The sequence below is a fragment of the Cellulosimicrobium sp. NPDC055967 genome (assembly GCF_042269845.1).
In the GTDB taxonomy this organism is placed as follows: domain Bacteria; phylum Actinomycetota; class Actinomycetes; order Actinomycetales; family Cellulomonadaceae; genus Cellulosimicrobium.
In genome coordinates, this window is sequence record NZ_JBHJYJ010000002.1 from 116,809 (window position 1) to 131,000 (window position 14,192).

Annotated in this window: 13 protein-coding genes, 1 other RNA gene and 1 pseudogene; 2 read left to right on the forward strand and 13 right to left on the reverse strand. The window is 71.5% G+C overall.

Going from position 1 to position 14,192, the window contains the following annotated elements:
• Positions 1-165: 165 nt before the first annotated feature.
• The 7 genes from nagB to ACFC2L_RS03340 form a co-directional block, all read right to left on the reverse strand.
• Positions 166-948 carry a glucosamine-6-phosphate deaminase gene (gene nagB, locus ACFC2L_RS03310; protein WP_375822892.1) on the reverse strand — a complete coding sequence of 261 codons (783 nt, stop codon included), beginning with the start codon at positions 946-948 and terminating at the stop codon, positions 166-168.
• Positions 948-1,976 carry an ROK family protein gene (locus ACFC2L_RS03315; protein WP_375822893.1) on the reverse strand — a complete coding sequence of 343 codons (1,029 nt, stop codon included), beginning with the start codon at positions 1,974-1,976 and terminating at the stop codon, positions 948-950. The genes nagB and ACFC2L_RS03315 overlap by 1 nt, the downstream gene beginning before the upstream one ends.
• 1 nt (position 1,977) lies before the next feature.
• Positions 1,978-2,910: a carbohydrate ABC transporter permease gene (locus ACFC2L_RS03320; protein ID WP_375822894.1), complete on the reverse strand. Its 933-nt coding sequence runs from the start codon at positions 2,908-2,910 to the stop codon at positions 1,978-1,980.
• On the reverse strand, positions 2,907-3,860 hold the full coding sequence (locus ACFC2L_RS03325; protein ID WP_375822895.1) for a carbohydrate ABC transporter permease: 954 nt from the start codon (positions 3,858-3,860) through the stop codon (positions 2,907-2,909). Before ACFC2L_RS03325 ends, ACFC2L_RS03320 begins: the two co-directional genes overlap by 4 nt.
• A gap of 151 nt (positions 3,861-4,011) precedes the next feature.
• Positions 4,012-5,322, reverse strand: a complete 1,311-nt coding sequence (locus tag ACFC2L_RS03330; protein WP_375822896.1) for an extracellular solute-binding protein — start codon at positions 5,320-5,322, stop codon at positions 4,012-4,014.
• 196 nt (positions 5,323-5,518) lie between these two features.
• On the reverse strand, positions 5,519-6,679 hold the full coding sequence (locus ACFC2L_RS03335) for an ROK family transcriptional regulator (RefSeq protein WP_082141568.1): 1,161 nt from the start codon (positions 6,677-6,679) through the stop codon (positions 5,519-5,521).
• A 132-nt stretch (positions 6,680-6,811) separates the two neighbouring features.
• Positions 6,812-7,693, reverse strand: a complete 882-nt coding sequence (locus tag ACFC2L_RS03340; protein ID WP_375822897.1) for a PfkB family carbohydrate kinase — start codon at positions 7,691-7,693, stop codon at positions 6,812-6,814.
• A 150-nt stretch (positions 7,694-7,843) separates the two neighbouring features.
• Here ACFC2L_RS03340 and ACFC2L_RS03345 point away from each other — a divergent pair, with 150 nt between their 5' ends.
• Together ACFC2L_RS03345 and ACFC2L_RS03350 are read left to right on the forward strand one after the other, a co-directional pair.
• Positions 7,844-8,827: a DUF4349 domain-containing protein gene (locus ACFC2L_RS03345; protein WP_375822898.1), complete on the forward strand. Its 984-nt coding sequence runs from the start codon at positions 7,844-7,846 to the stop codon at positions 8,825-8,827.
• Complete coding sequence (locus ACFC2L_RS03350; protein ID WP_375822899.1) at positions 8,820-9,179, forward strand: hypothetical protein; 360 nt, start codon at positions 8,820-8,822, stop codon at positions 9,177-9,179. Before ACFC2L_RS03345 ends, ACFC2L_RS03350 begins: the two co-directional genes overlap by 8 nt.
• 80 nt (positions 9,180-9,259) lie before the next feature.
• On the opposite strand, the gene ssrA is transcribed toward ACFC2L_RS03350, so the two are convergent.
• The 6 genes and pseudogenes from ssrA to ftsE form a co-directional block, all read right to left on the reverse strand.
• Positions 9,260-9,626, reverse strand: a transfer-messenger RNA (tmRNA) gene (gene ssrA, locus ACFC2L_RS03355).
• A 129-nt stretch (positions 9,627-9,755) separates the two neighbouring features.
• Positions 9,756-10,169 carry a hypothetical protein gene (locus ACFC2L_RS03360; protein WP_375822900.1) on the reverse strand — a complete coding sequence of 138 codons (414 nt, stop codon included), beginning with the start codon at positions 10,167-10,169 and terminating at the stop codon, positions 9,756-9,758.
• A 99-nt stretch (positions 10,170-10,268) separates the two neighbouring features.
• Positions 10,269-10,739 (reverse strand): SsrA-binding protein SmpB, encoded by a 471-nt coding sequence (gene smpB / locus ACFC2L_RS03365; protein ID WP_375822901.1) that lies wholly within the window; start codon positions 10,737-10,739, stop codon positions 10,269-10,271.
• A 153-nt stretch (positions 10,740-10,892) separates the two neighbouring features.
• Positions 10,893-12,272, reverse strand: coding sequence for a peptidoglycan DD-metalloendopeptidase family protein (locus ACFC2L_RS03370; protein WP_375822902.1), 1,380 nt, complete (start codon positions 12,270-12,272; stop codon positions 10,893-10,895).
• A gap of 1 nt (position 12,273) precedes the next feature.
• Positions 12,274-13,185 carry a permease-like cell division protein FtsX gene (gene ftsX, locus ACFC2L_RS03375; RefSeq protein ID WP_047234060.1) on the reverse strand — a complete coding sequence of 304 codons (912 nt, stop codon included), beginning with the start codon at positions 13,183-13,185 and terminating at the stop codon, positions 12,274-12,276.
• Positions 13,186-13,409: 224 nt separating this feature from the next.
• Positions 13,410-14,090 (reverse strand): annotated as a pseudogene (gene ftsE, locus ACFC2L_RS03380) (cell division ATP-binding protein FtsE); the annotation flags it as partial.
• Positions 14,091-14,192 lie beyond the last annotated feature (102 nt).

Sequence of the window (14,192 nt, forward strand, 5' to 3'; positions counted from 1 at the left end):
GCCGACACCTGGGGGTCCGCACCACGTCCTCGGCGGCACGTACGGACCCGAGCACGGGGAACGAGAGAGCCCGCCGGCGCGGCGGTCCAGGGGCGTGGACCGCGCGCCGGCGGGCAGCTGTGCCTCGCGGGCCACGGCCCGCGAGAGTTCATCGGCAGAGAGTGACTACAGGCCCTGCCAGCCCGGCTTCGACGCGTACGTCTGGCGGTAGTAGTCACCGAGCTGCAGTCGCGAGGCCGCCGCGTCGTCGACCAGGACCGTCGCGTGCGGGTGCATCTGCATGATCGTCGCGGGCCACAGCGCGCTGATCGGGCCCTCCACGAGCTGGTGCACCGCCTCCGCCTTGCCCTTGCCCGTCGCCAGCAGCACCAGGTGCCGCGCCGACATGATCGTCGCCAGCCCCTGCGTCAGGCAGTGCCGCGGCACCCGGTCCACGTCGTCACCGAAGAACCGCGCGTTGTCCTCGCGGGTCTGCGCCGTCAACGTCTTGATCCGCGTCCGCGACGCCAGCGACGACCCCGGCTCGTTGAACGCGATGTGGCCGTCCGTCCCGATGCCCAGGATCTGCAGGTCCACGCCCCCGGCGGCCGCGATCGACTCCTCGTAGGCCTCGCACGCCGCGACCAGGTCCTCGGCGTTGCCGTCCGGTCCCTGGACCGCGCCCGGGGCGAAGTCCACGCGCGAGGCGATCTCCGTCTCGATCACGTTGCGGTACCGCTCCGGGTGCTCCGCCGGGAGGCCCACGTACTCGTCCAGCATGAACGCCTTGACTCCCGCGAACGACAGCCCGTCCTCACGGTGCCGGCGCGCCAGCTCGTCGTACACCTTCAGCGGCGACGAACCCGTCGCCAGCCCCAGCACCGACTCCGGCTTCGACCGCACCAACCCTTCGATCGCGTCCGCAGCCAGCACCGCCAACCGCTCCGCAGGAGCGATCACGACCTCCATCACTTCACCTTTCGACGGCCGACGAGGGCAGCGCCCACCGCGGCGACGGGTACGTCCGCCGGAGCGAGCGAGACCCGCTCGGCGAGACGCAACGAGGACAGGAACGGGGACGTGCTCGACTGCGCGTCGAGCGCCGCGCGCACGGCGTCGAGGAGCGGCTGCCCCAGGGCGGACACACCGCCGCCGAGGACCACGTGCCGGACGTCGACCGTCAGCTCCAGGATCCGCACCGCGGAGGCGACGGCGGACGCGAACTCGTCCTTGATCCGGATCGCCTCCGGGTCGCCGGCGGCGGCCGCGTCGAAGAGCTCCGCGGGCGCGGGCCGGCCGTGGCGCGACGGCCACCGCGCGGACACGGCAGAGCCGGAGGCGTAGACCTCGACGCACCCCCGCTGACCGCACGCGCACTCGGGCCCGTGCGGGTCGATCGGGATGTGGCCGATCTCGCCCGCCGCGCCGCTCACGCCCCGCCGCAGCTCACCACCCAGGACGATCCCGGCAGCGAGACCGGTCCCCAGCGCGAGGAACGCGAGGTCCGACCCGTCGTCGCCGCGCAGGTGCGAGGCACCGAGCGCAGCGACGTTGAGGTCGTTGTCCACCTGGACCGGGACACCACCAAGCTCCGCCGACAGTGCCTCGGCGAGCGCGAAGCGCCCACCCTCGATGCCGAGGTTGACGGCGTGCATGACCGAGCCGTCCTCGGGGTCCACCAGCCCCGGCACGCCCACGCCGACGCCGTCGACGTCCGCGAGCTCCGCGCCCGCGCGGCGCACCACCTCACGGACGGCGCGGGCGGCGCTGGACACGACGCCCTGCGGCCCGCGCACCGTCGGCAGGCGCAGGGTCTCCCGTGCCACGCCGTCGGGCCCGAGGAAGGCGGCGAGCACCTTGGTCCCGCCGATGTCGAGACCGACCGCGCTCCCGGTCCCCGGGGCGTCGCACCGCGACGTGCCACGGGGGCCGGGGCGTCCGGCCAGGGCTGCGGCTGCCTCGCCGTTCAGCGAGGCAGCCGTGCTCAGGTCGCTCACGTCAGCCCTTCACCGCACCCGAGACGAGGCCACCGGTCATTCGACCCTGGACGATGAGGAAGAACACCACCGCCGGGATCGCGATGAGCACCGATCCCGCCATCAGAGCGCCCCAGTTGGTCGCCTGCGTCGCCTGTTGGAACGTGCGCAGCCACACCGGAAGGGTCATCGACTCGGGACGCGACATGATGATCAGCGCCATGACGAACTCGTTCCAGGCCTGGATGAAGGCGAAGACGCCCGTCGCGACGAGTCCAGGCGCGAGGAGAGGGAAGGTGATCTTCCAGAACGCCTTGCCACGCGAGCAGCCGTCGATCATCGCGGCCTCTTCGAGGTCGGCCGGAACGCCGTTCACGAAGCCACGCAGCGTCCAGATCGTGAAGGGCAGGACCCCGGAGACGTAGACGATGCCCAGGCCCACGACCGTGTTGAGCATCTGCCAGCCGTCGATGATCCGGAAGATCGAGATCATCATCGCCTCGCCCGGGATCATCTGAACGACGAGGATCGCGATGATGAACGTGCGACGGCCCTTGAACCGGAACCGGGTCACCGCGAGCGACGCGAGGAATCCGAGCACCATCGCGATGATCAACGTGAAGAACGTCACCGTCAGGGAGTTACCCATCGCGGGCACGAAGGGCGCTCGCGAGTCGTCGGTGATGGCCGTCACATAGTTGTTCAGGGTGAAGACATCGGGCGTCGGGAAGAACTGCAGATCTGTACCGCGCACGAGATTCGTCGGCAGGAACGAGGTGTTGACCATCCAGTACACCGGGAACACCGATGCCGCGAAGACGATGATCGCGATGATCGAGTAGCCGACGTTCGCGACCTTCTTGCGCTGCGTCTCACGGCTCTTGCGCGGGGCCGACCTGGGCACACCGGCGGCATGGCGGACCGAAGTCTGGGGAGTGGTCGAGATGGTGCTCACAGTTCTTCCTCCCGGACCGTCTGGCGCACGTAGTAGAAGGAGATGGCCAACATGATGAACACGAAGATCACCGAGATCGCGCCAGCGACTCCGTAGTGCCCCTGGGCCATACCCGTCTGGTAGATGTACACGCCGATCGTGTTCGTCTTCTCCCGGTCGCCGCCCACACCCTGGAGCGCGTAGATCTGTGTGAAGACGCGGAGATCCCAGATGATCGACAGCACGATCAGCACGGTGATGATGCTGCGGACGTAGGGGACCATGATGAGGCGGAAACGTTGAACCGGACCCGCGCCGTCGAGCTGCGCGGCCTCGAGCACCTCGCCGGGAATCTGCGTCAGGCCCGCGTACATCGTGAAGGCGACGAACGGGATCGCTCCCCAGACGATGATGAGCGTGGCGATGAGGAAGAACTGGAGCGGGTTGAGGAGCCACGAGTGGCCCATCCAGTTGTCGCCGGTGATCGTCGTCAGGAGGTTGTTGATCACGCCGTACTGGGTGTCGAAGATCCAGCCCCAGACGATCGTCGCGGCGAGGGCGGGCATGGCCCAGGCGAGGAGCAGGCCGACCGAGACCAGCAGGCGGAAGCCCTTGCCGAGCCGCATCATGAGCAGCGCGATGAGCGTGCCCAGGACCATCGTCAACGCGACGCAGACGACCATGAAGACGAAGCTGCGCAGCAGCACGGTCCAGAAGCCGTCGACGTCGGTGAGGACCTGGACGTAGTTGTCGAAGCCGACCCACTCGGCGGGCTGGCCCATGAGCTGGGCCCGCTCGTACTCCTGGAACGACATGACGATCAGTCGGACGATCGGGTACCCGACCAGCACCCCCAGCACGACGAGGCTGGGGACGAGGAGCGTCCAGGGCAGGACCGGTGGACGCCGCTTCTTGGGGGGCCGCACGGCGCCGGGGCGCTCGGTGCGGGGTTCGAGGGTGGTTGAGCTCATTTCCTCACTCCGTCAGGGGTGCGCGGTGGTGCGCGGGGACGTGCCGACGGCCCGTCATGGGAAGGGGTGGGGGCTCCCACGAGGAGACCCCACCCCTGACGGCTCGAGCCTCCGGTGGCGCCCGGACGAGCCCGGGCGCCACCGGACGGGCTCAGCTGTTGAGGATCTCCTCGATCTTCGCGTCCAGCTCGGTGGCGACAGTGTTGACGTCGTCACCGTTCGCGATCCGCGTGAAGGCGGTCTGGAGCACGTTCTGCGCCTCGACGTCCGCCCACTTGGGCGACGGCGGGGTGAGGCGCGTGTTCGCCGCAGCCGCGACACCGGCCTGGGCGATCGGGTTGTCCTGCGGGACCTCGCTCGAGAGCGAGACGCGGGCCGGGATGAGACCGTTCTGCGCCAGGATCGTCTGGTACTCGTCGCTCATCATGATCTCGAACGCCTTGAACGCGAGCTCAGGGTTGTTCGACTTCTGCGCCACGGCGATGTTCGAGCCACCGGCGAAGACCTGCGCGGTCGTGCCGGCCTCCTTGCCCGGGAGCGGGAAGGCCGTGAGGTCGGCGCCGTAGGTCGAGGCGCAGCCGGGGACGCCGTCCGGCGTCTCGGGCTCCTCCGGAGCGTTGATGGACCACTGGATCCACGTCGGCGCCGAGAGGAACGCGACGTTGCCCTCGCAGAACGGCACCTGGAGGTCGGTCTCCTGACCGTCCTTCGGCGCGAGCGACGCGTTGAGCATGAGGTCCTGGACCTGCGCGAGGCCGGCGAGGCCGCCCTCGCTCGAGAAGCCCGCCTCCCACTCGCCGGAGTCGTTCTGCTCGGCGATGAAGCCGCCGTTCTCCCACACGAACGGGAGCGCGTTGTACCAGTCCTGGCCGGGCCAGTAGACGCCCGAGCGGGTGTCGGTCTTGAGCGACTTGCCCAGCGCGACGTACTCGTCGAGCGTCGTCGGGACGGTGATCTCCGAGCCGATGGCCGACGGCGAGTAGAACACGGCGCGCGAGCCGGCGTAGTACGGCAGCGCGTAGTGCTTCTCGTCCCAGTCGCCGGCCTCGACGAAGCCCTTGAGCAGGTCGTCGCCGCCGAAGGACTGGAACTCCTCCTCCGTGATCTCACGGAAGTAGCCCGCGGACGTGAACGCCGGGGACTGCGTGTTGCCGACCTCGACGACGTCCGGGCTGTCCGACCCGGAGAGCGACGTCGTCAGCTTGTCGACGAGGCCGGTCCAGGACTGCTCCTCGATCGTGAGGGTGCTGCCCGGGTTCTCCTCCTCGAACGTCGTCTTGAGGTACTCGCGCGCGGCGTCGGGCGTGTCCGAGCCGTTGAGCCAGACGCGGATGTCGCCGGTCGTGGCCTCGGTCTCGCCGGAGCCGTTGTCGCCGCTCCCGCCGGTGCTGCAGGCGGTCAGCGCGAGCGCCAGGGTGATCGTCGACGCCACGGAGGCGGCGACGAGACGGTTCCTCTTCACTGGGTGCTTCCTCTCGGTGATTCTTGGTGGCGGCGTCAGTGACGCCACCGGAGGTGTGGCAGGAGTCCTGCGTAATCGAGCGCGTGCAGGGGTACTGCGTTCCTGGGGATGCTGTTCTGGGGTTCCCCAGGAGGTCTGAGGGCTGGGACGAACCGGCCCCGGTCGGGCGGTGGGGGTCAGTCCGAGCGTCGTCGGCTCATGAGACCCCCAGCTGTCCGGACAGGACGAGGACGGCTGCCCCGGCTAGGACGACGTCTTCGTCGAGCGTGGCCATCCGCACCTGGAGCCCGCTGCCGATGACCGGCATCGTGCGGGAGCGGATGGTCTCGAACGCCGCCTCGCGCAGCGGCCCGTCGAGCAGGTCCGCAGGACCGCTGACGAGCACCTCCGCGAGGTTGAGCGCACTGACGACAGGTGCCAGAGCGATGCCCAGCGTCCTGCCCACCGACGCCAGGACGGCGTCGGAAGCCTCGGTGTCGAGCCCGTCCACCGCGCGGCGCAGCGCCGGCACGGACAGGACGGTCTCCAGGCAGCCGCGGCGCCCGCAGGCACACGGCTCGCCGTCGTCGACGACGGTCACGTGCCCCAGCTCGCCGGCCGCGTCCGCGTGCCCGCGCACCCGTGCGCCGTCGACCATGATCCCGGCGCCCACGCCCTCGCCCACGGTGAGGACGAGCAGGCCGTCACCGGCCGCGCCGCCGAACGTGAACTCACCGAGCGCGGCGATGTTCGCGTCGTTGGCCACGTGGACCGCGAGGCCGAGCCGCTCGGTGAGCTGCGCGGCGAGCGGGACGTCGTACCAGCGTCGGTTGGGCGCCTCGATGACGCGACCCTCGGCGTCGACGACGCCGGGCGACCCGATCCCCACGCCGATGACCGGCTGGGTGGCGGACGCGATGAGGCCGCGGCAGAAGCGCGTGAGGAGGTCGACCAGCTCGGTGCCGGTGCGGCCGTCGACCGCCAGGCTCTGCCGGACGACGAAGTCGCCGGTGAGCGTGAGGACGGCGCCGCGCAGCACCTCGTCGTCGGTGAGGTCCACGGAGACGATCTGGTAGGCGCTGGTGCGCATCCCGACGAGGATCGCGGGCTTGCCGACGCGCTGGCCCGGGCGGACGCCGAGCTCCTCGACGAGGCCCTCCGCGATGAGCACGGACACGAGGTCCGAGATCGTCACCCGGGTGAGGGACGTGGCGCGGGCCAGGTCGGCGCGCGAGGTGGGTCCCTCGTGGAACAGGTGCTGCAGCACGAGGGACCGGTTGTGGGCCCGAGCGTGCTCGGGCAGCACCTTCGAGGTCGGCCTGAGCCCTGTGCTCAGACGCCTCCTCGGTGCTCCGGTCCCGGTGACTGCCGTTGTCATGTTTGTTAGTAGACTGCCTTTACTAAGTGGCTGTCAACTTCCTCGCGGCTTCGTGACCGAAATGTTGCCGATCGGCCCTCGCCACGGGACCTGGGTCCCGGGCACGGCGGCCCCTGGACCCGCCCGTCCTCCTCAGGGCGTCGCCGCCCCGACCCAGCCCCGCGCGCCCGGATGCTCCACCGAGCGCGACGCCACGACGACCGCCTCCTCGAGCGCGGCCCGCCACGACGCGCCGCGCGACCGCCCCGCCGCGAACGCGCCGTGGACGACGTCGCCCGCCCCGAGGGTGTCGACGACGCGCTCCGGCTCGGGGACCGCGACCTCGTAGCGCTCCCCCGCGTCGAGCACCTCGACGGCACGCGGTCCGCGCGTGCGGGCGACGAACAGCGGCCCGAGCGCCGCGACCGCGGCGAGCACGTCGCCCGCCCCGACCCCCGGCGGCCGGAAGTCCGCCGACACCACCACCGCGTCGCACAGCCCGATCATCCGGGCGGCGTCCGGCTTCCACGACCCGCCGTCGAGCACGACGGCCGTGCCCCGCTCGCGCGCCTGACGAGCCATCTCGAGGGCGAGGCCCGGGAGGTGCCCGTCCAGCAGCAGGACGTCACGCGGCCCGACACCGTCGAGGAGCCCGGGGCCGTCGGCCGTGGCGCGAGCCGCGAGGTCGCCGAACCCGGACGCGTTGGTGCTCACGACGGCGCGCTCGCCGGTGGTCCGCGTGACGAGCACGGTCGAGACGGCGAGGTGCCCGCCGGCCGTCTCCCCCGCGGCGTCGACCAGGTCGACGCCGCAGTCCGCGAGCTCGCGACGGACGACCGCGGCGAGCGGCCCGTCCCCGACCGCGGTGACGAGCCGCGTGGGGACGCCGAGCGCGACGGCGGTCGCGGCGGCGTTGGCGGCGGGTCCTCCGAAGGTCGCGGACAGGGACCGCGCGACGACCTTCTCGTCAGGACGCGGCAGCGCGTCGACGACCTGGACGACGTCGAGGGTCACGAGACCGCAGCACACCAGCACGCGACCATCCTGCCGTGCCGGGGCTCCGGGGCGCGCCGCCGTCCACGGTCGGGGGTGTCGCGCTGCGGTTGGATCACGACCAGTTCACAAGACGGTCACGATGTCGCGTGCGGTGTCCGGTTCGCGCGCTTGGCCCCCTACTCTCGCAGCATGCGGACCACTCGCCCCCTCGCCGTCGTCGCTGCGCTCCTGCTCGGCGGCGCCCTCCTGGCGGGCTGCTCCGCGTCCTCGGGTGACATGGCGTCGTACTCCGTGGACGACGGCGGCGCGGCCTCGGAGGTCGCGGGGAGCGGGGCGGCAGACGCCCCCGGCGACGCGTCCTCAGGGATCGCCCCCGGGGACGAGGACGCCGTCGCCGCGGCGGACCGGGAGATCGTCACCACGGGGTCGGTCACGGTCGTGGCCGCCGACCCGTCGGCGGCGGCAGACGCGGTCGCCGACCTCGCGGAGAGCGCGGGCGGCCGGGTCGAGAGCCGGCGGCAGTCGGAGCCCGAGGGCGACGCGCGCGCGTCGGCCGAGCTCACGATCCGCGTGCCGTCGGCGCAGACGACCGCCACCGTCGACGCGCTCGACCAGGTGGGCGAGGTGCGCGACCTGTCGATCGAGGCGGTCGACGTGACCGGGACCGCACGCGACCTCGACGCCCGCGTCGACGCCCTGACGACGTCGGTCGAACGGCTGCGCACGCTCATGGGCGACGCCGCCACCACCGCGGACCTGCTCGCCGCGGAGCAGGAGCTGACGACGCGCCAGGCCGAGCTGGAGTCGCTCCAGTCGCAGCGGGCGGCGCTCACGGACCAGGTCTCCATGTCGACCCTGCACGTCACGCTCGTGCAGGTCGCGCCCGCCGAGCAGCTCGCCCCCGGAGGCTTCCTCGGGGGCCTGCAGAACGGCTGGAACGCCCTGCTCGTGACGCTCAACGGGCTCGTCGTCGTCCTCGGGGCCCTGCTCCCGTGGCTCGTGGTCGCCGGGGTCGTGCTGGTCGTGGTCCGGTGGGTGCTGCGCCGGTCGCGGCGTCGCGCCGACGACGGTGGCACGCCGCCGACCGCGGCCGACCGTCCAGGGCCCGACGACGGCCCCGACGCTCCGGTCGCGAGCCGCGAGCCGCTCGTCGGGGCGTCCACGCATGACTGACCCAGCCTCCGCGACGACCCCGCCGACCGGGCGGGTCGCGCGCCTCTGGCACGACGCGGACGGCGCCTCGCGACCGGTCGGGCACCTCGTGACGCGCGTGTGCACGCACTGGGACACCGTCGGGCCCTACGCCTTCCCGCGGCACGTGAACCCCGAGCCGCGCGTGCAGTGGCGCGCCCACCTCGACGACACCGACCCGGCCCTGGCCGAGGACCTGTACAGCGACGACCCCGAGGCGCCGCCGCTCCCCCGCGAGGACGGCGACGGCCTCGTCGTGCGGGGGCGACGGCTGCGGGTCGAGTGGCTCGACGGCGAGGAGGCGGCCGCCGCCTGGGCGCAGCACGGCTGGTGACGGACCGTCCGAGGGGTCGACGTCCGCCCACGGAGACGACGACGGCCCGCACCCTCGAGGGGTGCGGGCCGTTGCCGCAGGGGTGGAGGTGCGGGGAATCGAACCCCGGTCCGGTGACGCCGATCGAGGACTTCTCCGGGCGCAGTCTGCTGTCGTTTTTCTCGGCCCCCGCACTCACGCAGACAAGATGCGGACGGGCTCAGTCACCTGAAAGTCCCCGCAGCCCCGATGACGAGGACTACGAGCAGTGGCTCTCTAGATGACGCCAGGATCCGAGTCGAGAGCTAGCTCGGGCTGACGGACTTCGGGGCTCGCTCAGGCGGCGAGGGCGAAGTCGGTGCGCTTGTTATCGGCACCTGTGGTTTGCAGACATCGTTAACGAGATAAGCCTGCATCCTCGGCCCGCTTCTCCTCGAAGCACGACCACCGTCGAAACCGATCACCCCCTGTGGAGTTGTCAAACCACTGCGCGGTTCCCGGGCGGACCCGGTCCTCGCTCAGCAGGACAAGCCTACGGGATGAACGCCGACTGCCGCACCGTTATTTCCGCGCGGCCGGACGCCGCCGGGCTCGCGCCTACTTCTTGCGGCTCAGCGCGTCCACGAGCAGACCGCCCGCGATCCCGAGGAGGAACACGTCCTTCGCGAGCCCGGTGCCCTGCTCGGTCGGCCGCACACCGTCCTCGCGCGTCATGCCCGGGGTCTTCAGGTACATGCCCACGAGCCCGGCCGAGAAGACGCCCAGGCCCACGGCCACGAGCCCGGTCGGGACGAACGGGGCGACCAGCGCCGCGCCGAGCGCGATCTCCGTGGTCGAGAGCGCCTTCGTGAACTGCCTCGGCTCGACGTCCTCGAGGAACGAGTACGTCCCGGCGGCCATGCCGTGGATCCCCTGCGCGGTCGCCTCGTCCGCCCCGCGCTTGTTCAGGCCGGAGTTGAGGATGTACGCACCCGCCGCGAGGCGCGGGATGTACTGACGGAGCTTGACCATGGGGCCTCCTGGTTCGTGGTCGTCTTCTCGCCCTCGACCGTACGTCGAGGGCGACGACGCCACCAGCGGGTGGGGCCGTCGGCCCGAACCCCGCCAGGGTCAGCGCAGCTCGCGCTGCCGTATCGCGCGCTGCGCCTCGCGGTTGTCCTGCTTCTCGCGCAGGGCCTGCCGCTTGTCGTACTCCTTCTTGCCGCGTGCGAGCGCGATCTCGACCTTGGCCCGGCCGTCGAGGAAGTACAGCGCGAGGGGCACGATCGTGTGCCCCTTCTCGCGCGTCTTGGACTCGAGGCGCAGGATCTCCTCCTTGTGCAGGAGCAGCTTGCGCTTGCGCCGCGGGGCGTGGTTGTTCCACGTGCCCTCGGTGTACTCCGGGATGTGGACGTTCTCCAGCCAGGCCTCGCCCCGGTCGACGGCGACGTAGCCGTCGACGAGCGAGGCCCGCCCCATCCGCAGCGCCTTGACCTCGGTGCCCGACAGGACGATCCCCGCCTCGTACACGTCCTCGATCACGTAGTCGTGGCGTGCCTTGCGGTTGCTGGCGACGACCTTGCGGCCGGTGTCCTTCGCCATCCGTGTCCTACCGTCCTTCGCTGTCGTGTCGTCGCCGGAGCACCAGCGTACGGGTGCCCGACGCCGCCCGGTACCGATTATCCCCTGCGCCCGGGACGGCGGGGGCCGGGCCGACCGTGCGGGGCACGGTCGTGCTCAGCCGGACGTCCCCGGTCAGCCCAGGACGGACATCGGGTCGATGGTGGACCCGTTGACGTACACCTCGAAGTGGAGGTGGCACGCCCCGGACAGCCCGGTGTTGCCCGAGTAGCCGATGACGTCCCCCTTGTTGACCGACTGCCCGGAGGAGACGGCGAAACGGGTGAGGTGGTTGTAGCTCGTCATGAGGTTCGACCCGCCGACGGTCCCGTGGTTGATCAGCACCTGGTTGCCGAAGCCGTTGCGCCACTGCGCGTGGACGACGGTCCCCGGCCCGGCGGCCATGATCGGGGTGCCGCAGTAGGCGCGCAGGTCGGTCCCCGCGTGCAGGCGGTAGTACCCGAGGATGGGGTGCAGCCGCATCCCGTAGCTCGACGTCACGTGCGGCACCGCGGTCGGGAACGACAGGAAGCTCGAGATGCTGCCCCGGTCGCCTCCCGACGAGGACCCGCCACCGCCGCCACCGCCGCCTCCCCCGCCGGACGACCCGCCCCCGCCGGACGGCTGCTGCTGCTGCTGGCGGCGCGCCTCCTCCTCAGCGGCCTTGCGGTCGCGCTCCGCCTGCTCGGCGATGATCCCCTTGATCTCCTGCTGCAGCGACTGCTGGGCGGCCTCGTTCTCGGCGACCTTCGCCTCGGCGGCAGCCTTGCGCGACTCGATCGTCGCCTTCTTCGCCTGCTGGTCGACGATGAGCTGCTCGACCTCGGCCTTGCGGTCCGCAGCCGCCTTGCGCGCGGCCTCGGCCGCGACGACGTTCTCGTCCGCCTGCTTCTTCAGGTCGGCGACCGTCTCCCGCACGGCCTGCAGGCGCGCCTCGCGGTTGCGTGCGACCGACTCGGCCTCCAGGAGATCCTGGAGGGACCGGGACTGGCTGCGTGCCGCCGTCGACGAGACCGCGTACTCCTCGATGAACTCCTCGGTGCTCTGCGCGCCCGTGACGATGCCGAGGCTCGAGACGTCGCCCTGACCGCGGTAGGCCTGGCGCGCCATCTCCGCGATGCTCGACTTCGCGTCGGCGACCTCGGTCGCGCCGCGCTCGATCTCGGCGCTGATCGCCGCCTCCTGGCCGAGCGCGTCCTCGAGCCGCTGCGCGAGCAGCTCCGCCTCGCGCTGGGTCCGCTCGACCTCGGCCTCGGCGGCGTCCAGCTCGGCCTGCGCGACCGGCAGGCGCGCCTCGATCGCCTGGAGGTCGACGACCGCCTGCGCGAGCTCGGCGTCCGTGTCCTCGAGCTGGGACTGGAGCTGCTCGCGGTTGCCGAGGATCTCGGACTGGCGCCGTTCCGCTGCGGCACGCCGGTCGTCGATGTCGTCGGCGGTAGCCGACGCGACGCTCCCCACGAGGAGCATCGTCGTGGCGATCAGGGCCGCGGTCGCGCGGCGGAGGTCCCGGGTCATCTCACACCCTCGTGTGGCGGTTGAGCGTGACGACCGAGGAGACGGCCGCCAGGAGGAACGCGATGCCGACGAGGACGGGCGCGATGCGCAGCACGTCCGACTCGTCGACGTAGGCCACCCACGTCACGGACTGCGACAACCAGTCGGTGACGAGGTACTTCACCCCCACCCACAGCCCGCCGACCGCGAGGAGCGCACCGAGCACGGCCGCGATCGCCCCCTCGAGGAGGAACGGGAGCTGGATGAAGAGGTTCGACGCCCCGACGAGCCGCATGATGCCGGTCTCGCGGCGCCTGCTCAGCGCCGACAGCCGGATCGTCGTCGTGATGAGGAGGACCGCGGCGAGGAGCATGACCGCGGCGAGGCCGGCGGCGAGGAGCGACGCGCGGTTCAGCGCGAGGAAGAGCGAGTCGAAGATGCGCCGCTGGTCCTCGACGACCTCGACGCCCGGGCGCCCGGTGACGACGTCGTTGACGACCTCGTAGTTCTCCGGGTTGGTGAGCTTGAGGCGGAAGGACGCCTGCATGTCGTCGACGGTGAGCTGCGTGCCGAGGTAACCGTCCGGGTACCGCTCCTGGAACGCGGCGAACGCGTCGTCCTTGGACTCGAAGTACACGGTCTGGATCTCGTCGGCGAGCTCGGACTCGAAGACGTCCTCGAGGGCCGCGATCTGGTCCGGGGTCGCCTCGCCCGCGGCGCAGGTCGGTGACGGCGAACCGGTCGGGCACAGGAAGACGGACACCTCGACCTTGTCGTACCAGTCGTCCTTGAGCTTCCCGATCTGCGCCTGGAGGAGCATGGACGCGCCGACGAACGTCAGCGAGACGAACGTGACGAGGACGACGGAGACCGTCATCGAGACGTTGCGGCGCAGGCCCTGGCCGAGCTCCGCGAGGATGAACTGGAGTCGCACGCCGATCACTCCCCCGCCGCTGCCTCGACGTGGCGGCGCACCGAGCGTCGCCTCGGCGCCGGCGGCTCGGCCGTCTCCTCCTCGGCGGCCGCCACCCCCGGGGCGGGGTCCTGCCGCGTACGCGGGACGACCGTCGTCGGCGTGGACTCCGGCGCCCCGGCGGGGACGCTCCCGGTCTCGGTGCCGGGCACGGTCCGCTCCGGGTCCGGGATGACCTGCCCCCGCGCCCCGTACGCACCGTGCGCCTGGTCGCGCACGAGCGTGCCGGTGTCGAGCTCGATGACGCGACGCCGCATCTGGTTGACGATCTCCTCGTCGTGCGTCGCCATGACGACGGTGGTCCCGGTGCGGTTGATGCGGTCGAGCAGGCGCATGATCCCGAGGGACGTCGTCGGGTCGAGGTTCCCGGTCGGCTCGTCGGCGAGCAGGATCGGCGGCCGGTTCACCATCGCGCGCGCGATGGCGACGCGCTGCTGCTCACCGCCGGAGAGCTCGTGCGGGCGCCGCTTCTCCTTGCCCGCGAGACCGACCATCTCGAGCGTCTCGGGGACGGTGATCGCGATCGTGTGCCGCGGCTTGCCGATGACCTGGAGCGCGAACGCCACGTTCTCGAACACCGTCTTGTTCGGCAGCAGGCGGAAGTCCTGGAAGACGACCCCGATCTGGCGCCGCAGCTTGGGCACGTTCCAGCTCGACAGCGAGCCGAGGTCCCGCCCCGCCACGAAGACCTTCCCCTTGGTCGGGCGCTCCTCGCGCAGGACGAGGTGCAGGCACGTCGACTTGCCGGAGCCCGACGCGCCGACGAGGAAGACGAACTCGCCGCGGCGGACCTCCATCGACACGTCGTCGACGGCCGGTCTCGCGCCGCGCGCATAGACCTTGGTGACGTTCTCGAAGCGGATCACAGCGGCACGTTCCTCGGGTCGGGGGTCGATCCGTGGACGAACGAGGTTCGTCGCACGATCCCGAGGGTAGGCACGCATCTGGGGCCCGGCGGGCCGGACACG

Bases quoted from the DNA above. Each gene is read 5' to 3' on its own strand.
- ACFC2L_RS03345 (WP_375822898.1), top strand. From the start codon at position 7,844: ATGCGGACCACTCGCCCCCTCGCCGTCGTCGCTGCGCTCCTGCTCGGC.
- ACFC2L_RS03325 (WP_375822895.1), bottom strand. From the start codon at position 3,860: ATGAGCTCAACCACCCTCGAACCCCGCACCGAGCGCCCCGGCGCCGTG.
- smpB (WP_375822901.1), bottom strand. From the start codon at position 10,739: ATGGCGAAGGACACCGGCCGCAAGGTCGTCGCCAGCAACCGCAAGGCA.
- nagB (WP_375822892.1), bottom strand. From the start codon at position 948: ATGGAGGTCGTGATCGCTCCTGCGGAGCGGTTGGCGGTGCTGGCTGCG.
- ACFC2L_RS03360 (WP_375822900.1), bottom strand. From the start codon at position 10,169: ATGGTCAAGCTCCGTCAGTACATCCCGCGCCTCGCGGCGGGTGCGTAC.
- ACFC2L_RS03370 (WP_375822902.1), bottom strand. From the start codon at position 12,272: ATGACCCGGGACCTCCGCCGCGCGACCGCGGCCCTGATCGCCACGACG.
- ACFC2L_RS03335 (WP_082141568.1), bottom strand. From the start codon at position 6,679: ATGACAACGGCAGTCACCGGGACCGGAGCACCGAGGAGGCGTCTGAGC.
- ACFC2L_RS03350 (WP_375822899.1), top strand. From the start codon at position 8,820: ATGACTGACCCAGCCTCCGCGACGACCCCGCCGACCGGGCGGGTCGCG.